Genomic DNA, 21,563 nt, shown 5'->3' with positions numbered 1-21,563 from the left:
AGGTTTAGCGCTCGACTGTCAGTTTTGATCAAGCTCTGTATAAAGAGAATGTAAGATTAAATTCATTAAAGTTTGTTCATTTAAAATGAAGGTTTTCGATACATATCTGCAGTTTGGCTATGTTATCTAACTGCACTAACTTATCTATTTTGTTATCCACTATTTTTATACATTCTTGCCCAGAGCCGTTTCGCTGAGTATCAAGAGCGTGGCCTTCAATCACTTCTCCCGATTTCATAAATAACTTGATTGCATAATGATACAAACAGACTATTTCAATGTAATCATAATGACTGCAACTAATCATCGCTCCCCCTCAATGATTTAGCACCAAATACAAAGTATCTTAATAAATACAAAAACTTAAAATATTTTTACTTTGACCTTTTAGCTGAATTACAAAACGTAACATTCATTCACAAACTGCCGCAGTTATTAGCTACAAAATCACGCATTATTTCTTTAGTTAATTCATATCTCACCTAGCTCATTAGACTAGGTGAGTAATTCTTAATCAATATTAAAGAATATATCTTCTATATGGTCTGTAGCATGGATAATTACAGTTATAAAATATTTGTCATCAACCTAGATTCATCTAATACACGTTGGCAAGCATGTAAAAAGCAATTGAAGATGGAATCTCATTCTCTTAACTACATTGAGAGAATTAGCGCAGTAGATGGCAGAACTCTCAGTTCAACACAAATCAACCAACATTTTGATTCTGCTCTAAATCAAGAGCAATATCATAAAACTCTGACTGCCGGAGAAATTGCTTGTTATATGAGCCACAGACAAACGTGGCGTAAGATAGTCACCGAAAATTTAGATTTTGCCCTAGTACTTGAAGATGATTTTCTATTAACGGGCAATATGCAAGAGCTGTTAGAAACTGTCACCAAAATTAAACAACCTTGGCATTGCATCAAACTAGCAGAACACCCGATAAAGCGAAAAGAACTCAATGGCTACACCTTAAATAACTTTCGTTTGGTCAACTATGACAAAGTACCAGCAAGGACATGTGCACAAGTTATTAGCAATGCAGGGGCAAAACGCTTATTAGCCTCTTCCAAAAAGTTTGGCCGCCCTGTTGATATAGATCTACAACATTGGTGGGAGCACAAGTTAATAATTTTAGGTTTAAAGCCCTACATTTTTGAGGTTAATCAAAAAACCACAAGTGATATAGAAAGTATATCTACACGTAAAAATACTCAAACCCGACATATATCTAAACTCATACAACAGTTTTATTTTTATATAAAAAATCAACAAGCTATCAAGAACAAGCTATTAAAATCATGTTAAAAACAGCCAGTTGGATTCGCCAGTTAAAACTCTTCCTTATTCTAGCTTGTCTATTAATTGCGCCTATTGTTGCTAAGGGAGCTCCTTGGTTAAATAGTACTAATAGCCAACTACATTATGATTTAGTCACCTTAACTGAATGGGGATATATAGATGCTGCAATCAATACTTTTCCTTTGCCATGGCAAGGGATCAAAGAACAAATTAATAGTCTAAATACCAATGAGCTACCAGTTAGTGCTGCAATTGCCGCCCATAGATTAAAAAAACACTTACACCAGCAATCAAGTAACAAGGCAAGTACTCTCAAGCTATATTTAGCAACAGACAACAATCGTTTTAGCCATTTTAGTACACCTCAGCACTCCAAAACTCAATTAAACTTTAGCCAAGAATTCAATTCTGGGCCTTGGTCAATTCAACTTTCAGCGAACAAAGAAAGCAACAACAAACACCACTTTGATCAGAGTTTTGTCAGTTATACGCTAGATAATTGGCAGTTGCGTATTGGTGCCATCAATCAATGGTGGGGCCCCGCTCAATCGAGCAGTTTAATCTTATCTAATAATGCTCGACCTATTCCCGCAATTGCCATATCACGCTCACAAGCAGTCACCTCAAAAAGTGCTTGGCTGAGTTGGTTAGGCCCTTGGTTTTTTACCGCTCAATTAGGCCAATTAGAACAACATAGAAAAATCGAAAATACCAAACTTTGGTTATCTAGATTTAGCTTCAAACCCACCAAAAACTTAGAAATAGGTGCATCTTGGACCGCTATGTGGGGCGGCCAAGGTCAAGGAAATAGCTTAAGGGATTTTTTCAATGTAGTGACGTTTAAAGCCGAATGTGTGAATGGAGCGGCACATTGCGACGACGCATTGCATACTAAAAAAGGCAATCATTTAGCAGGCTTTGATTTAAAATATAGTATTTTGTTGTTCGAGCAAACTATCAACCTTTACGCTCAACGTATAGGTGAAGATGCCATTGATTACTACCGCGTAACAGACCAAGCCAGCCTATTTGGTATTTCAACTTATCTAGGTAGTGCAAAGCTCTATATTGAGACTAGCGACACCAATGTAGCTTGTGGCAACGATCACTCCACAACAAAAAATTGTTACTACGAGCATGGCACTTATCAATCGGGTTACCGTTTTCATCAAAGGGCCATAGGGAGTACTTTTGATAGTGATGCCAACATGTTTACTGCAGGGCTAAATAAACACTATATTGATGGCAGTGTTATTGAAGTATTTTTTCGCAAACTTCAATTAAACCCTGATAAAACTAAAGCATCACCAGTCGTTAATGGTTCAACTGAAAAGTTGCTGCAACTAGGCGGTTTTTACCAGACCACACTAGGTAACTGGCAACTAAAACTAGGAGGTACCATTGAAAAAAGCAAAATAAATCAACAACAAAGTCATATCAACAGTATGTTTTATTCAGAAATTCAGTACCTTATTGAGTAATGCCTATATCACTGCCCTATTTTACTTTTTCGATACTGTTTCGGAGTCATCCCTACATATTTACTAAATGTCTTTGTAAAAGCCCGCTCCGATTCATAACCTACACTAAGCGCTACATCGTTGATAAAGTAAGATGTGTTGGCAATAATTTCTTTCGATTTTTGAATACGTAAACTAGACAAGTATGTAAATACTGTTTGGCCAACTAGTAAACTAAATTTTTTAGCAAATGCGGCCCTAGACATACCAATCTTTGATGCCAGAATCTCAATTGTCCACTGACTTTCGGGAGACTCGTGAAGAAACTCTAACGCCCTTTTAATTCGCTTATCTCGCAAGGCGTGCAAAAACGAATGTTGTTGTCGACCAAAATTAATCCTTATGAGCTCCACAAGCACTACTTCTGTTAGTTTGTTGACAATAATTTCATTACCAATATTTTGTGCCATATATTCTGAACTCAGCTGATTAAACGTGCTTTTTAACCAAGGATGTTTATTCAGCTCCTCTTCTCGCACTATAGTCACCTGCTCAAAAATGTTGTTTAGCGGTGATAAGGCATCCTGCTCAAATGAGCAGTCACCACATAGTAACAAAGTGGAGTCACCACTAATTGGCATTTTTCCTAGTGGCGCTTCACTTGTTAGTATGTGGTCTACATTTGGCCCTAAAAATAGCAAATCTCCAGTGAATAATTGCTCTACCCTGTCTTCAACTTTTACCCAACAAGCGCCTCGCCTCACTAAATGAAAGCATGGGTTTTGCTTCTGAATAAACGTCTTTGTCCACGGAGCCTCGATGTTACTACAAAAATAAACACTGCCATTTACCCGTAAAGATTTAAGTATGTCACTCAGAATTTCCATTCCCACCTCAATATTAAAACACACCATATAGCTAGCACAATATAGACGATTGATGTAACAAATAAAGACTTTTGTGCATTGTTAGGTTTTTTAACTCACCCATAATAGCTACATCACAACAACGGAGCGAAACCATGACAAAAATTGAAATCTACAGCAAAGGCTATTGCCCCTACTGCAAAAAAGCAAAAGAAACCCTGAATAGCCTAGGTTTAGCGTTTGATGAGTATGAAATCACCAATAACGAAAAACTAACGCGAGAGATGTATAACCGAAGCCAGCGTAAAACAGTGCCGCAGATATTTATTAATGACCGACATATCGGTGGAGGCGATGATTTTCACAAAGCACTAAAAAATGGTGAGCTGGCCGACCTGATCAGCAAAAGAGCATTTTAATTTTATTACTTTATTACAAATAACCTAAACAACTTTAATAGGAAGTCCCATGACCAATACCACATATCAATCCGAACAATTGGCCACACAAATCACAAAATTTGGCGATAATGCACTTCGATTTTCAGTAGCACTAGTACTGATATGGATAGGCGCCATGAAATTCACAGAGTACGAAGCCGGTGCGATCCAAGGGCTGGTGGCTTCCAGCCCATTGATCTCATGGTTATACAATGTATTCAGTCTACAAGGCGCGTCTAATTTTATTGGCTCAATTGAAATAGCCACCGCCATCGCTATTTTACTCACGCCAATCAATCGAATCATAGGTATAGCTGGCAGTTTGGCGGCCATAGCTACTTTTGCTTTGACTTCTAGCTTGTTACTGACAGCCCCTGTGTGGGAAGCTTCTTTAGGCGGCTTTCCGGCCCTTAATGTCGTGCCAGGGCAATTTTTGGTTAAAGACCTAGTGTTACTAGCCGCCTCGGTTGTGTTACTAGGTAAAGCACTAACCGCTAAATAAAGAGTAAAAGCAGCTGTAAATGGGAAGCAAAGCAAATAATTTACAGCTGCTATATTCTGCCCTACGTAAAATCACACAGCTTGCTACAGCCATACTTAACCACACCACTACACCACTTGGGCTAGGGCGCTTGGCTCATTTATTCACTCTTTCATCGAATTTGGTTGTGGTGCATAACGCAGCACTAAAATTTGTCATGCTTTAACATTCGAGCTTTAAGCACCGGCAACATTTGACTGACGATTTCCGGGTGTTGTGCGGCTACATTTTTCGTTTCTTTTTCAGCACTATTGTGATCATACAAAGCTACATCCGTGCCATTAAACAGAGTCAATCGATAACCATCCATTCGCAAAGTATGATGGTTAGCTCGGTATCCATAGGCATAGTGGCCCGAAGACTGAGGGTTTATGACTTGAGCTATTATCGATTTACCATGCACCGTTTTTGGTGACGGTAGGCCAGTTAATGCCGTCAAAGTAGGATAAATATCTGCAGCTTCGACTACCGCTTTTGTGGCCTCGCCTAGCGAGGGCATATCGGGATAAGAAATAAGTAACGGTGAACGCAAGCCTTCTTCAAATAAGTTATGTTTACCCCAAATAGCATGTTCACCTAAGTTCCAGCCATGATCGCCCCACAGCACCACTATGGTATTTTGGTCGGCACCAGACTCTTTTAGTTGTTTAAGTATTTTCCCTACCTGTGCATCAGCATAACTGACACTTGCTGCGTAATGTCGTCGTACTTTGTCAGCAAATTCCTGATCGGTAATCGGATTTTTATCCCAGCGATTGTATTTCATGAACTCGTTAGACTTGTGCCAAGTGGACAAGCCCACTGGCTTATTTGGATAAGGGTTATCTGGAAACTCAACCCCGTCATACAAATCTAAATATTTTTGCGGTGCGCCAAAAGGTAAATGCGGTTTAATAATACCCACAGCCAAAAAGAATGGTTTTTCTTTATCCTGACTAAGTAGGCTAAGCTGTTTAATTGCTTCATCAGTAATTAGCCCATCTGGATAAATGCTGTCGTCCCCCTCGGCCGATTGAAACACATCCATATCTTTGGGATTTCTACGCACTTCTCCATGGGCTAAACCATGCATCATACCTTCAGGTGTTCCCCACTCACCCACTGGCATTAAATGCCGAGTCCACGAATTGGGCATTTCTAATGCGTTATCGTCAGCCCAACCTTTACCTCCTCGCCCATCTGGCAGATGAGACACTTTACCAACAGACACAGTGGTATAACCATGCTGCTTAAACCATTCGGGCATACTTGGGGGAATCTCTTTTGCCCCATTAGCAATGGCTTTCCCTCTTAATTGCAATGCATTGTTATTGCTTGGGCCATAACGACCGGTTAATAGAGAATATCGAGAAGGGCCACAACTAGGAGAATTCACATATTGATTTAAGAATATTCGGCTGTTCTCGGCCAGTTCATCAATATTAGGCGAATGAATATGTGCTGCGCCAAATGACTTAAGTTCAGGGCGAAGATCATCAATAAATAAAAAAAGAATATTTTTTTTATGCGCTACTGGCTGTTTATTTTCCACAGCCGTTTTTGCTGTACAGGCACTACAGAGTCAAGGTTAACAAACACAATTGAAGTAATTTATTCATATATTCACCTTATACCAATAGGTCAAGCCATCAGACCAAATTACCGAGATACTAGTGAGAATAACACAATCATTTAACTTTTCTATATGAAAACTGCATTTCATGCTTGAAAAACACTCGCGTTATCCTATACTGAGCTTTTTGGACTGACCAAAAACCACTATGAAAAATAGTATCAAGAGGCATTACCTTGAAAAATTTTAATTTTATGACTGCAGCTGTATTGATATTTTCCTTACATGCGCCAGCAATGGCTGACCAACAACAAGTCGGTAAGCAAGCCTACGACCAAAACTGTAAAGCTTGCCACAGTGCCGATCGTTTCAGTGTGGGCCCGTCGTTAGTCCAAATTCGCAAGACGTATCCTAAAGGCAAAACTCAAGCGTTTTTAAACTGGACTAACAATCCCGGAAAGAAAAACCCAGACACCATTCAAATGCCTGCTATGTCTCATGTGGGTGATGACAAGCTTACCGCTATTCATCAATATATTTTATTATCAACCAAGTTTTTGAAAGAAAGAAAAACCAAACCTAAATTTACCTTTAAAGCCCCACAACGAGTTTACCCAAACGTAAAGCGTGCATTTATGCCCTTTACAAGCCCAGCTTCGATCGCCATAGCGTTAAATGAAGACATGGCCATCGTTTGGGATACAACAAAATTCACAACTCGGTACGCAGTGCCCGGCAAACAAAACATCTTTAATGGCGAAAACAAAATGGAGCCAATTAAGAAGCAAATATTTTATACCGAAACCGCTGCGAACTTCTGGTCTATAGCTAAGGACAACACATTTGATTTTAATGGCTACAGGCTTAAAGATGGCTTGCCTACCTTTTATTACAAAATAGGCAAAATGGAAATAACCGAACAAATTCAGTCAGGACATATCAATAAGAGCTTTAAGCGACACTATCAAATAACAGGACTAACAGAGGCATTAGTATTAGATCTAAACCATCAAGGCCAAGCTGACATAGTTGCCAGCAAAGGTACGATCACTAACAACCTTCTAACCCTCACCCCCAGCCAAGCCAAAAGTTTTAGCATTGAGGTATCTTTCCTATGATCCGCCCTATTCTATTTTCATTAATTGGCTTAGCCTCTACCTTTAGTTTTTGTCACGCTGCTGACCAACAAAACCACAACCCTTGGTTGGATTATTACGATATCCAAGACATCAGTATTCCTAAAGGTGTAGATCCTCAGATTAGTGGTTTACAAGCTTTACGCAATGGCACCATAGCCGCCAGCTTCCATGATGGAAACTTACTGGTCCTCGATCCTAAGACTATGGACTGGAGCACTTACGCCACTGGTTTACACGAACCTTTAGGTATTAAAGAAGACAAAACAGGCGCTTTGGTTGTGGCTCAAATGGCAGAACTCACGCGCTTAGTGGATGAAAATGGTGATGGTAAAGCAGATTTATATCAAACACTATCTGATGACTTCGGTCTGACCGGCAATTATCATGAATTTGCTTTTGGGCCGGCCATGGACTCAAAAGGCAACATGTACATTTCTCTCAATGTGGCGTCTAATCGAGCAGGAATATTTCAAGAAATTCGAGGGCCTTACAGCAAACTATGCCCGCCTCAAGAAGAGATGAAAAACTGGCGTGACAAAGAAGCCTATAAGCAAACCCAGAAAAAAGTTGGGCGAATGTATTCTTGCGCACCTTATCGTGGCTGGATTTTGCAAGTTACCCCCGAAGGTAAAACCACTCCTTACGCCTATGGTTTACGCTCGCCAAATGGTATCCATATTGATAAGCAAGACCGTTTATGGGTAACTGACAATCAAGGTGACTGGATTGGTACTAGCCCACTACATTTAGTTGAACAAGGGGACTTTTTAGGGCACCCCGCCTCACTTTTGTGGAAAGACGGCTGGCAAAAAACCATTGCTGAAATGCGAACAAGTGACATTGAGCCAATGCGTAAACTGCCGGTAGCACTTTTTCCACAAGGTGAGCTGGCCAACTCTCCCACTCAACCTATTAATACTATAGATCCAACACTATTTGGCTTACCCGAAGGTGAGCTATTAATAGGCGACATGAATCAAAATAACTTAATCCGTTTTATTGCCGATGAAGTCAAAGGTACCATGCAAGGTACTTTATTACCTTTTATATCCGGTGACGAACTAGGCATTGGCAACAACCGCTTTACCTTCACTCCAGATGGCGCGTTATGGGTAGGTAAAATGCATTATCGTTGGGCGGGTGGGATTGGCATTAAAAAAATTACCTGGAAACACAAGCCATTTTTGTTCATTAAAAAAAGTAAGCCAAGTTAAGAATGGTTTTGCTATTGAATTTAGTCAAGCACTTGCCGACCAAGTACCCGAGGTGATCGTTTCTCGACACACTTATCATTACCATAGCAACTATGGTTCAGAAAAAGTCGACTTAGAAAAGATACCTGTTATTAGCCAATCCTTGAATGCAGCAAAAACGATACTGACTATAACGTTTGCAGAACTAACGGAAAATCGCCTGTACACGGTAGAGCTCAATCGAACGATAGACCAACAAGCACGTCCTTTAATGGGTAATTTGTTTTGGTATAACCTAATCAAGAGTAAATATTAGATTTCTGCTGTTAATATGAAATATATCTATCAGACCAAAATGCGTAAAACCTAGCTATAGCTTGCCCGTATCTAGGTTTTTTATTTGTTAAAATTACATTAATAGCTTGAATATCATGCTGCGCCTTTTATACTGGGGCAATTGGTCAGTCCAAAAAAATTGAGTTATTTATTTCAAATGAAATCACTAAATGTATTTTCTTCAGTAAAGTTAAAAACTGTATTTGCTTGCCTATTGCTGTCAGGAACTGTGCTATCAGCCTGCTCCATTAAAGATGAGGCATCTGTTAATAGCCAAAGTAAAACAGAATCTGCCTTGGCGTTCTCTGATCACAGACAATAGTTTAAAGACTTGGCAAAAAATTGGCGGCGACGCAGATTATCAGCTTCAAGGCGATACAATTATTGGCACCAGCATTCAAAGTGCCCACAGCACTTATTTCACCACAGGCGAAATCTTTAGCGACTTTATCTTCGAAGTAGATGTTCAAGCGCAAGCCCCTCTTAATTCTGGTGTGCAGTTTCGTAGTGAAAAAATTCAAAGTAAAAAAGGGGAAACCGTAGCTGGCTACCAAATGGAAATAGACACCGCACCTCGCGCTTGGAGTGGCGGTATTTTTGATCAAGGCCGTCGCGGGTGGTTATACACTCTAAGTCGTAACGAAAACTGTCGTAAAGAATTTAAAGTAGACGACTGGAACACATACCGAATCGAGGCGGTTGGCCAAAATATTCGCACGTTTATTAATGATGTGCCCTGCAGCAACATAGTGGATGACTTAAGCGCTTCTGGTTTTATTGCCCTGCAGATACACAGTGCCGGCGGTGACAAAGTTAACAAAACAGTGAAGTGGCGCGCCCCTAAAGTTTTAACTACCAATATCCAAGCTCATCTCAACAAACCTGCTGACATAGAACAGTTTAGTTATATCAACAACCAAATAACAGCAGAGCAAAAGGCGAAAGGCTGGCAATTATTTTGGGACGGTCAATCTAACAGTTCACCACAACAAAGCGGCCAGTGGCAGGTTAAAAACCAAGCTTTAACCGCTGATGCTAAGCAACAAAACAACAGCTTAACGATCCCTGTGACGAGCCATTATTTTGAATTGGAGTTTGATGTGAACTCTTCTGACAATGCAGATAATGGCATTCACTATTTACGTGACAAAAATGGTAAAGGTTTTGAATTTCAGTTATCAAGCGAAACCACTGTTGAACAAACAGATAACAATAACCAAGCAATGGGGGCGATTGTAGGCAGAGTCGCACCAACCAACTTAACCGAGCCAGAGGGTTGGAAATATTTACGTATTAACAAGGGCTGGAACCGAGTACGCTTAGTGGTGAGAGGCACTCAAATAGAACACTGGATCAATAACATTAAAATGGTCGATTACCAATCTATTGGTTCTCTGCCAACAACCGTTCTGCCTGTAATCATTGAGAACACTAAAGGCACAATGGAAATTAAAAACCTTAAGCTGCGCAATTTGCCTAAGCCTGAAGTTGCAGCTAAAAAGTCTAACCCAGGAGACAGAGAAGGTCATGTAATGAAAAAAGTGGTGCCAGAGGAGCTTATTCCAGAAGCGCCTATTTTAGATATTGAGCAAGCCATGAAGTCTTTTGTGGTGCATCCTGATTTTGCCGTTGAAGTGATCGCAGATAGTCCTTTAATCTTTGATCCTGTTTTTGCGATCTACGATGCCGCTGGTCGTATTTGGGCATTAGAAATGACCACTTATATGCTAGACACCTTAGCAACTGGTGAGATGAAACACGATAGCCAAATCGTAGTTCTCACTGACACAGATAAAGACGGTACTATGGATAGCCGCCAGGTTGTTTTACCGAATTTAGTATTGCCTAGAGCATTAGCCTTTATCGACAAGGGAATTATTTGGGCTGACAATTCTAGTCTGTATTTCTCAGAGTTAACCGAGCACAACGGAAACATTAGTGTTATCAAAACAGACGTGGTTGATAAGGACTATGCCAAAGGTGGAAATGTAGAACACAAACCAAATGGCTTGCTATATAGCTTGGATAATTGGTACTACAGCGCTAAATCAAATAAACGCTATCGTCCCTATCCTTTAGCGGCAGAACTACCAAAAGATACAAGAGAGATTTACCGCAATCAATATTGGAAAATGGCCATTGGCCCAACCGAGTTTAGAGGCCAATGGGGTATCAGTCAGGATGATTACGGACGCCACTACTTTTTGGATAACTCATCACCTTTACGTACTACCTCATTTTTACCTAATGTGGCCTATCGCAATAAGAAACAGAGCTTTCCAAAAGAGCTTATCAACCAAAATGTAGGCAGCAATGATGTTTACCCTATTCGCGTTACACTAAGGTATAAACCGTGGCTACATGGACGGTATGTATGACAAAGCGTATAAGTTAAAAGGTAATACCGCCGCGGGTGGCCCCGTTTTTTATCGTGGTAATCAATTTCCTGAACAATATAGCCAGATTAGCTTAGTCACTGAACCAGCTGGAAATTTAATGCGAGCCAGTAAAGTTATCGATACAAATGGTAAAGTGACAGGTGAAAACCTCTTTGCAAAACAAGAAATTCTAGCTTCTACAGATGAAAGATTTCGTCCGGTAAACACCAACAACACGCCAGATGGCACAGTCATGATAGTGGATTTTTATCACGGTATTTTACAACACAGGACATATTTAACCACTTACTTATCAGACCAAATTAAATCCCGAGATCTTGAAAGAAGTAAGCATATTGGGCGTTTGTATCGCCTTAGAGCTAAAAATCAAGCCGTGCCTAAAGTCGACTATTTAAATGACTTATCGGCAGCAGATCTTGTGCCGTTTTTAGCTCATGATAATGGTTGGCATCGCGACATGGCACAACAATTAATCGTTATGAAGCAAGATTTATCTGTCGTTACCGCATTGCAAAAAGTGGCTATCTCTAGCGCTAATCACTTAGCTCAAATAAAAGCGTTATGGGCTTTAGAAGGTTTGGGGCACAATACGTTCGACATACTCAAACAGGCAGCCAATACAGACAACGCTAAAGTTAGCTCTACTGTTTACCGCTTAGTGGAATTGCTACCCAACTCTGCAGCAATCAATGCTTGGTTAGTACAACAAAGTCAGCAAGTTACCCAAGAAGCAGCCCAAGCGTTAGTGCTGGCGGCGGGCACTCACCAAGCTTGGCCAGCCACAGCTAATATCATCAACAAATACGGAAGCTCAGCTTTTGTAGAGGCTAGTTTAGGCAATCATGAAGCAGACTTTTTAGCTGCACAGCAAACCAATATTAGTCCGGAAGCTGCAGCGGCAATTAGCAAATTAGGCGCGACAGTGCTACAAACCAAGAAAAAATTAACAGGTAGCCTTAGCAAAAAGTGTCGCCAAAGGTAAGTTATTATTCAATGGCGAAGCCGGTTGTTTTGGTTGTCATGGTGCCGATGGTGAGGGCAACCCAGCCATTCCACCATTAAATAAAAGTGAATGGGTAACAGGCGATCCTCAACGTTTAGCCGGTATTTTATTACACGGTTTTAGTGGACCCATTACGGTAAAAGGCAAAATTTATGACAGCGGTATGGTTATGCCTGGGTTAGCTAATGCTCACGGTATTACCGACCAAGATATTGCAGACATTGCCACTTACATACGTAATGACTGGAACAATAGCGCAAGCAAAGTGACGGCGGCTGACATTCAAAGTGTGCGCTATCACACCGAGGAGCAGAACGTACCCTACACCAACGAAACGATTAGAAAAATGAGAGTGCACTAGATTATTATGAGTCATCAAATCATAAAGCTCGGCGTTATTGGCTTAGGAAATATCGCCCAACAACACATTAACAATATTACTTCTGGCGCGGTGAAACATTGTAAAATTACCGCCCTGTGTGCCCGAAATAATACGGGATTAGCCGACGAACTCGGTGCTCAACACTTTAACAATTACCAAGAGCTAATCGACTCGGCTATGGTAGATGCTGTATTAATTGCCACGCCTACTTTGTCACATTTTGCTATTGCCAAATATGCCCTAGAAAAAGGCTTACATGTGATGCTCGAAAAGCCCATAGGGTTGTCAAGCTGGGAAGGGGCTGAACTAGTCAAAATAAAACCCGCTAACAGCCAGTTTGCCTTGATGTTAAATCAACGTACCGATCCTACTTTCATAAAAATGAAAGCACTCATTGACAGTGGAGTTTTAGGCGACATACAACGTACCCATTGGACCATGACCAACTGGTTTCGCCCCGACATTTATTTTCAGGTAAGTGACTGGCGCGCCACATGGAAAGGCGAAGGTGGTGGATTATTGGTCAACCAATGTATCCATAACCTAGATATTTTTCAGTGGATCTGCGGCGTGCCCAGTGAAGTAACAGCGTTCTGCGAATTTGGTAAGTACCACAACATAGAAGTCGAAGACGAAGTCACCGCTTATTTACGCTATAACAATCAAGCGACGGGGGTTTTTATTGGCTCAACCGGCGAAGCCTATGGCGTAAATCGCTTTGATATTATTGGTGATAAAGGCAGTATTCATTTTGAAAATGGCAAGTTAAGTCAAAAGTTAAATGATCAAAATACCGCTGAATTTTGCGCTAATACCAACGAAATGTTTGGTATGCCAACCGTCACGACTACCGACATTAGTACCGACGAAAAAGTCAATCAACATGCCATTATCATGAATAACTTTATACAAGCAATACATGGTGAAGCGAGCTTAATTGCACCCGCAGAAGACGGCTTAGCATCACTAGATATTGCTAATGCTATGTTGCAATCCACTTGGAATAAACAATCGGTTTCCTTGCCTTTGGATAGAGAAAAGTATCAACAGCTATTGACCGAAAAAGCCAGTCACTCAGCCTTGCGAGAAAAGTCGAATGCACAAGCCAAAGTCGATATGAATGCATCATATCGTTAATGGCCACTCAACATACATTAATGATAGAAATAAAGAGTTCTAATTATGAATAACAGCAGCGAAATAGCCTCACTCCAAGCTTTAGCTAGCAAACCGTGGTACGCCCGCGTCCCATCATATGTCAAACTAAGTGGGCCAGGATGGTTACAAGGTGCCATGACCTTGGGTGGTGGTAGTGCTGTCACGTCCTTAACTATTGGGGCTTTATTTGGCTACGAACTATTGTGGGTACAACCTGTTGCCATGATCATTGGTTGCATCATGCTATTTGTCTTGTCTCACCAAACTTTGCATACCCAAGACAAACCTTTCGAGGCAATGAAAAAGCATGTGAATGCACCAATTGCTTGGGGCTGGGCAATCGCGGCTTTTGCCTCAAGTATTATTTGGGGATTTGCTCACTACCCATTAAGCGCAGCGATGTTAGAAGAAATAATAGTGGTCAGCACTGGCTTCTCAGTTGAGCAAGACACAGGCTCAGCGCGAGATATGTACCTGTTAGCGTTAGCAATACTAATATGGATAGGGGTAGCATTTACTGCATGGAAATACGGTGATCATGACAGTGAAGGCGGCAAAAACAACGCAGTTAAATATTTTGAAACAGGTATTAAAGTGCTAAGTGCTTTGATTATTGTTGCGTTTGCTTGGGTAGTGATTAGTGCTTCTGTTAATGGCAAAGTAGACTGGGCAGCCGTTGCAGCGGGCTATATTCCTACGTCTTTGCCTACAGATACACAAGGTGTAACAGTGGTCATGGCCGCACTAGGCAGTGCCGTTGGGATTAACATGACCTTTATTTATGGTTACACCTTACTGCATAAAAAGTGGGGAAAAGAGCATGCTGAGTTGTCTCGATACGACATAGGCTTAGGTTTAGTGGTGCCTTACATTTTGGTCACTAGTTTAATTTCCATTGCCGCGGCGGGTGCATTTTATGGCTCTGATCTAGATATTCAAGGCAAACTAAGTCCCACTCAGGCTGGCACTATGTTTATGTCAGCTGGACTTGATGAAGTCACTAGCCGCCTTATTTTTGCTTTTGGTATTTTTGGCATGGCAGTGGGTTCACTTGTAATGCATATGTTGTGTTGTGGCTCGGCAGCAGCGGCGATGTTTGGTTGGTCAGAAAACAGCATTAAATACAAATTGGCTTTACTAGCCCCTACCCCAGCAATTCTCGGCGTATTTGTGTGGCAAACAATGGGCGCTTATGTCGTATTGCCAACATCAGCAATTTGTGGATTTTTACTACCCGTGGCTTATATCGGCTGGGCAGTGTTGAACAACAAAAAAGACTATCTTGGCGAAGCCATGCCGACAGGCAATAAGCGTCTATTTATTAACATCGCAATGGCAGTTTGTATCATTACTGTGCTTGCCAGTGTAATTTATTCAACTTTAGTTAAAATGGGTTATATCTAATGGCTCAAGGATCTGTACCTAACAAAACCAATATGAAAGACGGGGCAAACTATGCACCAGTTGGCAAAAGCGAAGTTGTCGTGCAACCGGGCGAGTTTACCTTCTCTGTTGCTTATTTAGATCATGGGCATATCAATGGCCAAACTAACGGTTTATTGCAGGCTGGCGCTACGCTTAAGTACGTCTACGACTCCAATGAAGCCCGCTTAGCGGCTTTTTGTGCGAAGTATCCACAAGCCACTGTCGCTGATTCATTCCAACAAATCTTGGATGATAGTGACACTAAGCTAGTTGCCTCGGCCGCCATTCCTCATTTACGAGCGGATATTGGCATACGCGTAATGCAGGCAGGTAAAGATTATTTTACCGACAAGTCTCCTTTCACTACCTTAGACCAGTTGGCTAAGGTCAAGGAGGTAGTAACCCATACCAAACAAAAATACGCTGTGTATTATGCTGAACGACTCCATAACGAAGCCGCATGGCAAGCGGGAGAGCTAATAAAACAAGGGGCCATTGGCCGCGTTCTACAGGTTGTTAATCTTGCACCACACCGCTTGGCTAAAGCGACTCGTCCAGACTGGTTCTTCGACAAACATTGTTATGGTGGGATTTTAACCGACATTGGCTCACACCAAGTAGAGCAGTTCTTGACTTATGCTGGTGAAACCAATGCAAGCATAAATTTTTCACGAGTTGAAAACTTTAATAACAGTGATAAGCCGGGCCTTGAAGACTTTGGTGAAATCTCCATGACAGGCGACAATGGCACATCTTTTTATACTCGCGTTGATTGGTTTACCCCTGAAGGACAAGCCACTTGGGGCGACGGTCGGACCATAATTATTGGTACCCAAGGCAATATTGAATGCAGAAAATACAATGATGTAGCTCGCCAAGCGCCTGCGTCTAAGTTGTTTTTTACAAACCATGATAAAGAACAAGAAATTGATTGTTTAGGTCAATCGAGCTTTCCATACTTCGGACAACTCATTTTAGACGTAATAAACAGAACCGAAAATGCCATGAGCCAAGAACACGTATTTAAAGCGGCTGAATTAAGTATGCGCGCCCAGAAAATGGCAGACTTAGCCAAGCAGTAAGGTTTGCCAACTAGCATCGTGTCAATTTTAATTGGCTTGGCAGTGAATAGGATCCGCACCCCTAATTACTGCTAAGCCTTTTTTATGCAGATAAGCAATGCAATACTCATCAAGATAACGCGTACCAATCCATAGTGATTAAATTGGATAAACACCTTGCTAAAAGGTTATTTATCATTCCAGTCTAGATTGATTTCACCAACCAAATAGTCCACTGCATTGCCAGTTAGTCGCACTCTATCTTGCCATTGCTGGCAACCAATCAGTCCTGTTCGCGCAGATACTTGTTTAGCTTGCAGCGCTGACTTATTGAGTTGCTTCGCCCAATACGGTGTCAGTTCGCAATGAGCCGAGCCCGTGACAGGATCCTCATTCACCTTGAGCTTAGGAAAAAAACTGCGGCTAACAAAGTCTGCTTCGTCACCTTTCGCAGTTACCACTACCCCTCTTAAGTCGAGGGTTAGCCATTCTGCAAACTTAGGTTTTAGGTCTCGTACGGCTTGCTCACTTTCAAGTACCACCACATAGTCAAAGGCGGCAAGCACAGCCTTTGGCACTATACCATCGAGGCCAGCTAGCAAGGCCGCAGGAGGGGCAATAAGTTGCGGCACAGTGGCGGGAAAATCCATTACGTAGCCAGTCTCATTTTTAGCCACCAGCAGTTCACCACTACGGGTTTGAAACTTTACTTCTGGTTCGGCGTAGTCTAAATGCTGATACAAAACATGAGCTGCGGCTAACGTAGCGTGACCACAAAGGTCGACCTCAGCTTCGGGCGTGAACCAGCGTAAAGAGATCTGTTGCTCAGTGACAACGAAAAATGCGGTTTCGGACAGATTATTTTCTTCAGCTATTTTTTGTAACAGCTCATCCTCTAACCATTCGTCTAGTGGACAAACGGCAGCGGGGTTTCCTTGAAAAACCCTAGTAGCAAAAGCATCAACTTGAAAAAGTGTAATTCTCATAGAGAGCCCGTACTCCTTTTACAGTTTACAATTCTGCTCTAAGGGCGGCAATCACAGGCTCTACTGCCGGTCTAACCCCACGCCATAAGTAAAAACTCTCGGCGGCTTGCCCGACCAACATACCTAAACCATCAGACATGCGAGCCACGCCTAGATTTTTAGCATGACTAAGGAATACCGTAGGCTTGTCACTGTAGCTCATGTCATAGACAAAACCACAGTTAGCAATAATATTGTCGGCAATAGGTGGCAATTGACCAGACAAGCTGGCCGATGTGGAGTTAATTATCAAATCGAATGGCTCACTTTGCTTAACTAAATCGTCAAAGCCACAGGCTTGTAAATTATCTTGCGGGATCAACGAAGCTAACCGTTCTGCCTTTGCTTTGGTGCGATTCGCCACCAGCAATAATGAGGGCTGTAAAGCTAATAAAGATTGCAAAGCACCCCTAGCAGCGCCACCAGCACCCAAAAGTAAAATACGGGCACCTTTGTTGACGGCATTCAAACGCAGTAAATCTTGCACTATCTGCCAGGGCCGTCTGTGGTGTCACCTAAAAACTTGCCATTTGGTTGGCGAATAATAGTGTTTACCGCTCCTGCTAGCTTGGCTCCAGAGCTTAATTCATCAGCCCACTCTGCCGCTTGTTCTTTAAAAGGTGCAGTGACATTGCAGCCCTTGGCTTGAGGATCTGAAAAAAGTTGATCTAAGTCACTTTTAAAACTTTCTACCTCAGCATGTTGTCGAGCATAACTAATATCTTGCCCAGTTTGCTCAGCAAACATTGTATGTATCTGCGGAGACTTACTTTGGGCAATGGGATTGCCAAAAACGATAAACTTGTCAGTCACTATAGCCACTCCCTAGGCTTTAGGTAATTGTCATATAAGTCAGCTTCTTTACTACCTGGTTCTGGTTGATAATCATACTCCCATCGGGCAAGCGGCGGCATAGACATCAAAATAGACTCAGTGCGCCCTCCTGTTTGCAAGCCAAACAAGGTACCTCTGTCCCAGACCAAGTTAAACTCCACATAACGACCCCGTCGGTATAACTGAAAATCACGTTCGCGCTCGGTATAAGGCGTGTCTTTTCGCTTTTCAATGATAGGCACATAAGCATCCAGGAATGCGTTGCCAATGGCTTTCATTGTTTTAAAACTCTTCTTAAAACCAGGTCGATTCAAATCATCAAAAAACAAACCACCTACGCCACGCGTTTCACCTCTGTGTTTAAGAAAGAAGTAGTCGTCACACCATTTTTTATATTCAGGGTAAACATTCTCACCAAATGGATCACAAGCCTTTTTCGCGACAGTATGCCAATGCACTACATCTTCTTCAAAAGGATAAAAAGGCGTTAAGTCGAATCCTCCGCCAAACCACCAAACCGGCTCTTCACCAGGTTTTTCGGCGATAAAAAATCGTACATTGGCATGAGTGGTAGGCACATAAGGGTTTTTAGGATGTATAACTAAAGACACACCTACAGCTTGAAAACTCCTACCAGCTAGTTCTGGCCTTGCTGCTGTTGCCGACGCGGGTAACTCGCCACCAAATACGTGGGAAAAGTTGACTCCACCTTGTTCAATTACATTGCCATTAGTCAGTACTCGAGTTCGGCCTCCTCCGCCCAACTCTCGTTGCCAATTATCTTCAATGAAGTGGCCTTTGCCATCGGCTAATTCTAAGGTCTGACAAATGTTGTCTTGTAATTTTAAAAGGTACTTTTTAACTTTTTCTATGTTGGGGCTTGTATCGTCTGACATGTGACTAATTATCTCTTATGATTTGTCCGGTAATTCCGTGACGTATTTTACTTGGTTTACGGCTTTTTCCTAATTCACTCAGGTATTAACACCACTTGTTGTTGAAATTGTTCAATCACTTCCTGCTCGGTTGTTGCCGATACCTGACCAGTCAAATTGGCACTGGTAGACACTAAAGGCTTAGCAAATAGCTCGCATAATGATTGCACTAGCGGATGAGCACTGACTCTTACCGCAATAAATTCAGAGCCACCAGTAAGCCATCGAGGCGTACTCTTAGCCGCTGGTAACAACCAAGTATTAGGACCAGGCCAGCTAGAAAATATCTCAGTACGTTTGTACATAGGAATTGCCGCATCGTTAACATAAGGCAATAACTGAGAATAACTCCTAGCCACTAATATAAGGCCTTTTTCTATTGGTCGTTGTTTTAATGCTAACAGAGTTAAAACAGCGTGTTCTTGATCTGGATCACAACCTAAACCAAAAACAGCTTCCGTAGGGTAGGCAAAAATCTTTCCGGCTAAAAACTCTTCTAACAAAGAATCTTCATTTTTTAATTGTTTCATTGGATAAAGTACTACTTGTAATTAGTCGCAGTTAAGCGCTAAGGGTATGGTAGAAAGAGACAAGATAGCTCATTCTACCGACTTTTTATAACCGCACAACTTTTGAGGGCACTGTAAAACGCCTTTTCCAGACAAGACTTTTTTAATCATAACAGGCCATTCGCACTCTGGGCATGTCATAGAAACAGGAGGCGAATTGAGTACGTATTTACATTTGGGATATTTGTCGCAGGAATAAAATGTCTTTCCAAATTTATTTGAACGCTTGCTAAGCTGACCTTTTTGGCATGAGGGGCACGTCACAGTTGTTTCTTCAGCTTTACTGTTGGACTCAATATAATGACAAGTCGGAAAGTCACTGCAGCCAATAAATAAGCCAAATCGACCTTTTTTAATGACTAATTGTGATTGACATAATGGGCATGAAGATCCATCGATAACCTTAAGGTCAGCATTTTCATACTCATGCAGAGGTTTTGAAAAATCACACTCAGGATAGCGAGTACAGCCAATGAAGGCACCAGACTTTCCGTGCCTTATGGCTAATTTAGCTTGGCATTTGGGACAAGGGCCAAACGCCTGCTCTGAGGCCTGTTCATGGGCAGAAAATAATGAATGGTCAATTTTAGACACTTAAGTTCAACACTTATTTAGACCCATTCTGTTGCGCGCCTAATGAAGCGGACCTTCTGGCTCTTCGAATAGTAAATCTTCCATTTGAGCATAGGCGTTCTCTTTACCCGGCACATTAAATAGCACCATCAACACAACCCATTTCATGTCTTCTAAACAAAACTCTTTAGAATCAATTTCCATGACTCGGTCGATGACCATTTCCCGTGTCGAAGAGTCCAAAACATTGATTTGCTCTAAGAACATCAAAAAACCGCGGCATTCCAAGTCAAGGCGCATTTCTTCATCTTGGGTATAAATACGGGTTACAAAAGAAGTAGGACCTTTCGCAAAGTAAGGCTTGATGTCAGTTTCTTGCAAAGCAGCCAACTTCTCTAGCCAAGAGAGTGCTTTATAGATTTCATCATGATGGAACCCCTGCTCTAATTAGCTCGTCGGTTAGTTCGTCTTGATCGACCCGAATTTCCGATTCGTTGTGAATAAAGTTTTCAAACAAATACATGAGGATATCGAACATATTATTTTTCCCCCAATTTAATGTAACCGCCTGGTACGGCGCTGACTAAACCACACAACTCATACTCTAATAATATCGACATGAGCTTTTCAACTGCGATGCCGCTGCGCTGCGCCACTACATCTAATGGCGTCACTTCAAAATCTACACTATCTAACAAATTGTCTGATGCCAAGCTCTGATCTGCTTTTTTTTGCTCAATCGCTTGGTTTATCATCGAACAGGGTAAATTTACATGACCAAATTCTTCATTTATATCTTCTATGCAGGTTACCAATTTTGCACCTTGTTGGATTAAATAATTACAACCCGCTGCCATTGGGTTATGGATATTGCCGGGTAATGCAAAGACTTCTCTATTTTGCTCTAAAGCATATCTCGCGGTAATTAACGAACCACTTTTAATGGCAGCCTCAATAATTAATGTGCCTACAGACAAGCCGCTGATAATTCGATTTCGTCGAGGAAAGTTCTCTGGTTTACTCGGTGTATTCGGAGCAAACTCAGAAACAATCACTCCGTCATGAGCTAATATTTGCTCCGCAAGCTTGATATGGCGCTTAGGATACATTTTATCAATAGCCGTACCCAAAATAGCCACAGTAATGTTTTTATCTAACAGTGCTCCTTGATGAGAAAAACCATCTATACCTAGGGCTAAGCCACTGGTAATGGTCCAACCTAATTGACTTAATTTGTGAGCAAACATTTTTGCGTGCTCTTTACCATGAGCACTCGGGTTACGGGTCCCCACCATGGCCAATTGATGGCGGCCTAAGTGTTGGCAATTTCCGTATCCATACAAAATAGCAGGTGGGCTTGATAT

At 41.6% G+C, this 21,563-nt stretch carries 21 protein-coding genes and 3 pseudogenes; 13 read left to right on the top strand and 11 right to left on the bottom strand.

Annotation, left to right across the window (positions count from 1 at the left end; genetic code table 11):
- Positions 1-76 precede the first annotated feature (76 nt).
- Positions 77-307 (bottom strand): Rho-binding antiterminator, encoded by a 231-nt coding sequence (locus tag RS130_RS05130; RefSeq protein WP_316025074.1) that lies wholly within the window; start codon positions 305-307, stop codon positions 77-79.
- Between the two features lie 245 nt (positions 308-552).
- Here RS130_RS05130 and RS130_RS05125 point away from each other — a divergent pair, with 245 nt between their 5' ends.
- Positions 553-1,314, top strand: coding sequence for a glycosyltransferase family 25 protein (locus RS130_RS05125; protein WP_316025073.1), 762 nt, complete (start codon positions 553-555; stop codon positions 1,312-1,314).
- Positions 1,308-2,789 (top strand): capsule assembly Wzi family protein, encoded by a 1,482-nt coding sequence (locus RS130_RS05120; protein WP_316025072.1) that lies wholly within the window; start codon positions 1,308-1,310, stop codon positions 2,787-2,789. The genes RS130_RS05125 and RS130_RS05120 overlap by 7 nt, the downstream gene beginning before the upstream one ends.
- A gap of 8 nt (positions 2,790-2,797) precedes the next feature.
- On the opposite strand, the gene RS130_RS05115 is transcribed toward RS130_RS05120, so the two are convergent.
- A complete protein-coding gene (locus RS130_RS05115) occupies positions 2,798-3,655 on the bottom strand; it encodes an AraC family transcriptional regulator (protein WP_316025071.1) in 858 nt (285 codons plus the stop codon).
- 134 nt (positions 3,656-3,789) lie between these two features.
- On the opposite strand from RS130_RS05115, the gene grxC reads away from it, so the two are divergent.
- Both grxC and RS130_RS05105 read left to right on the top strand, forming a co-directional pair.
- Entirely contained in the window at positions 3,790-4,053 is a 264-nt protein-coding gene (grxC, locus tag RS130_RS05110; protein WP_316025070.1) for a glutaredoxin 3, read from the top strand.
- Positions 4,054-4,102: 49 nt separating this feature from the next.
- Positions 4,103-4,576, top strand: a complete 474-nt coding sequence (locus RS130_RS05105) for a YkgB family protein (RefSeq protein ID WP_316025069.1) — start codon at positions 4,103-4,105, stop codon at positions 4,574-4,576.
- Positions 4,577-4,760: 184 nt separating this feature from the next.
- Here RS130_RS05105 and RS130_RS05100 read toward each other — a convergent pair whose 3' ends face one another.
- Entirely contained in the window at positions 4,761-6,146 is a 1,386-nt protein-coding gene (locus RS130_RS05100; protein ID WP_316025068.1) for a sulfatase, read from the bottom strand.
- 257 nt (positions 6,147-6,403) lie between these two features.
- Here RS130_RS05100 and RS130_RS05095 point away from each other — a divergent pair, with 257 nt between their 5' ends.
- The 9 genes and pseudogenes from RS130_RS05095 to RS130_RS05055 all read left to right on the top strand — a co-directional run bounded on the left by RS130_RS05095 (position 6,404) and on the right by RS130_RS05055 (position 16,284).
- Positions 6,404-7,285, top strand: coding sequence for a c-type cytochrome (locus RS130_RS05095; protein ID WP_316025067.1), 882 nt, complete (start codon positions 6,404-6,406; stop codon positions 7,283-7,285).
- On the top strand, positions 7,282-8,520 hold the full coding sequence (locus tag RS130_RS05090; RefSeq protein ID WP_316025066.1) for a PQQ-dependent sugar dehydrogenase family protein: 1,239 nt from the start codon (positions 7,282-7,284) through the stop codon (positions 8,518-8,520). Before RS130_RS05095 ends, RS130_RS05090 begins: the two co-directional genes overlap by 4 nt.
- On the top strand, positions 8,453-8,815 hold the full coding sequence (locus RS130_RS05085; RefSeq protein WP_316025065.1) for a hypothetical protein: 363 nt from the start codon (positions 8,453-8,455) through the stop codon (positions 8,813-8,815). The genes RS130_RS05090 and RS130_RS05085 overlap by 68 nt, the downstream gene beginning before the upstream one ends.
- Positions 8,816-9,089: 274 nt before the next feature.
- Positions 9,090-11,213, top strand: coding sequence for a DUF7133 domain-containing protein (locus RS130_RS05080; protein ID WP_316025064.1), 2,124 nt, complete (start codon positions 9,090-9,092; stop codon positions 11,211-11,213).
- Positions 11,197-12,216, top strand: coding sequence for a DUF7133 domain-containing protein (locus tag RS130_RS05075; RefSeq protein ID WP_316025063.1), 1,020 nt, complete (start codon positions 11,197-11,199; stop codon positions 12,214-12,216). The genes RS130_RS05080 and RS130_RS05075 overlap by 17 nt, the downstream gene beginning before the upstream one ends.
- A gap of 46 nt (positions 12,217-12,262) precedes the next feature.
- Positions 12,263-12,598: pseudogene (locus RS130_RS05070) on the top strand (c-type cytochrome); the annotation flags it as partial.
- 6 nt (positions 12,599-12,604) lie between these two features.
- Positions 12,605-13,756, top strand: a complete 1,152-nt coding sequence (locus RS130_RS05065; RefSeq protein ID WP_316025062.1) for a Gfo/Idh/MocA family protein — start codon at positions 12,605-12,607, stop codon at positions 13,754-13,756.
- Positions 13,757-13,801: 45 nt separating this feature from the next.
- Entirely contained in the window at positions 13,802-15,181 is a 1,380-nt protein-coding gene (locus RS130_RS05060; protein WP_316025061.1) for a divalent metal cation transporter, read from the top strand.
- Entirely contained in the window at positions 15,181-16,284 is a 1,104-nt protein-coding gene (locus RS130_RS05055; protein ID WP_316025060.1) for a Gfo/Idh/MocA family protein, read from the top strand. Before RS130_RS05060 ends, RS130_RS05055 begins: the two co-directional genes overlap by 1 nt.
- A gap of 167 nt (positions 16,285-16,451) precedes the next feature.
- Here RS130_RS05055 and RS130_RS05050 read toward each other — a convergent pair whose 3' ends face one another.
- The 8 genes and pseudogenes from RS130_RS05050 to dprA all read right to left on the bottom strand — a co-directional run bounded on the left by RS130_RS05050 (position 16,452) and on the right by dprA (position 21,563).
- Entirely contained in the window at positions 16,452-17,249 is a 798-nt protein-coding gene (locus RS130_RS05050; protein WP_316025059.1) for a PhzF family phenazine biosynthesis protein, read from the bottom strand.
- A 25-nt stretch (positions 17,250-17,274) separates the two neighbouring features.
- Complete coding sequence (locus RS130_RS05045; RefSeq protein WP_316025058.1) at positions 17,275-17,775, bottom strand: hypothetical protein; 501 nt, start codon at positions 17,773-17,775, stop codon at positions 17,275-17,277.
- Positions 17,775-18,101, bottom strand: coding sequence for a hypothetical protein (locus tag RS130_RS05040; RefSeq protein ID WP_316025057.1), 327 nt, complete (start codon positions 18,099-18,101; stop codon positions 17,775-17,777). Before RS130_RS05040 ends, RS130_RS05045 begins: the two co-directional genes overlap by 1 nt.
- On the bottom strand, positions 18,101-19,018 hold the full coding sequence (gene hemF, locus RS130_RS05035; RefSeq protein ID WP_316025056.1) for an oxygen-dependent coproporphyrinogen oxidase: 918 nt from the start codon (positions 19,016-19,018) through the stop codon (positions 18,101-18,103). Before hemF ends, RS130_RS05040 begins: the two co-directional genes overlap by 1 nt.
- 4 nt (positions 19,019-19,022) lie before the next feature.
- Positions 19,023-19,587, bottom strand: a pseudogene (tsaC, locus tag RS130_RS05030) (L-threonylcarbamoyladenylate synthase type 1 TsaC).
- A gap of 69 nt (positions 19,588-19,656) precedes the next feature.
- Positions 19,657-20,220: a DNA topoisomerase family protein gene (locus tag RS130_RS05025; protein ID WP_316025055.1), complete on the bottom strand. Its 564-nt coding sequence runs from the start codon at positions 20,218-20,220 to the stop codon at positions 19,657-19,659.
- Positions 20,221-20,259: 39 nt separating this feature from the next.
- A pseudogene (locus RS130_RS05020) lies at positions 20,260-20,737 on the bottom strand (DUF494 family protein).
- A 1-nt stretch (position 20,738) separates the two neighbouring features.
- Positions 20,739-21,563, bottom strand: coding sequence for a DNA-processing protein DprA (gene dprA, locus RS130_RS05015; protein ID WP_428982847.1), 825 nt, complete (start codon positions 21,561-21,563; stop codon positions 20,739-20,741).

This window comes from Paraglaciecola aquimarina, from assembly GCF_032464635.1.
GTDB lineage: Bacteria > Pseudomonadota > Gammaproteobacteria > Enterobacterales > Alteromonadaceae > Paraglaciecola > Paraglaciecola aquimarina.
This window is presented reverse-complemented; position numbering and strand designations above follow the sequence as displayed.

Coding starts and splice junctions, on each gene's coding strand:
- RS130_RS05130 (WP_316025074.1), bottom strand. CDS start 307: ATGATTAGTTGCAGTCATTATGATTACATTGAAATAGTCTGTTTGTAT.
- RS130_RS05125 (WP_316025073.1), top strand. CDS start 553: ATGGATAATTACAGTTATAAAATATTTGTCATCAACCTAGATTCATCT.
- RS130_RS05120 (WP_316025072.1), top strand. CDS start 1,308: ATGTTAAAAACAGCCAGTTGGATTCGCCAGTTAAAACTCTTCCTTATT.
- RS130_RS05115 (WP_316025071.1), bottom strand. CDS start 3,655: ATGGAAATTCTGAGTGACATACTTAAATCTTTACGGGTAAATGGCAGT.
- grxC (WP_316025070.1), top strand. CDS start 3,790: ATGACAAAAATTGAAATCTACAGCAAAGGCTATTGCCCCTACTGCAAA.
- RS130_RS05105 (WP_316025069.1), top strand. CDS start 4,103: ATGACCAATACCACATATCAATCCGAACAATTGGCCACACAAATCACA.
- RS130_RS05090 (WP_316025066.1), top strand. CDS start 7,282: ATGATCCGCCCTATTCTATTTTCATTAATTGGCTTAGCCTCTACCTTT.
- RS130_RS05080 (WP_316025064.1), top strand. CDS start 9,090: ATGAGGCATCTGTTAATAGCCAAAGTAAAACAGAATCTGCCTTGGCGT.
- RS130_RS05075 (WP_316025063.1), top strand. CDS start 11,197: ATGGACGGTATGTATGACAAAGCGTATAAGTTAAAAGGTAATACCGCC.
- RS130_RS05065 (WP_316025062.1), top strand. CDS start 12,605: ATGAGTCATCAAATCATAAAGCTCGGCGTTATTGGCTTAGGAAATATC.
- RS130_RS05060 (WP_316025061.1), top strand. CDS start 13,802: ATGAATAACAGCAGCGAAATAGCCTCACTCCAAGCTTTAGCTAGCAAA.
- RS130_RS05055 (WP_316025060.1), top strand. CDS start 15,181: ATGGCTCAAGGATCTGTACCTAACAAAACCAATATGAAAGACGGGGCA.
- RS130_RS05050 (WP_316025059.1), bottom strand. CDS start 17,249: ATGAGAATTACACTTTTTCAAGTTGATGCTTTTGCTACTAGGGTTTTT.
- hemF (WP_316025056.1), bottom strand. CDS start 19,018: ATGTCAGACGATACAAGCCCCAACATAGAAAAAGTTAAAAAGTACCTT.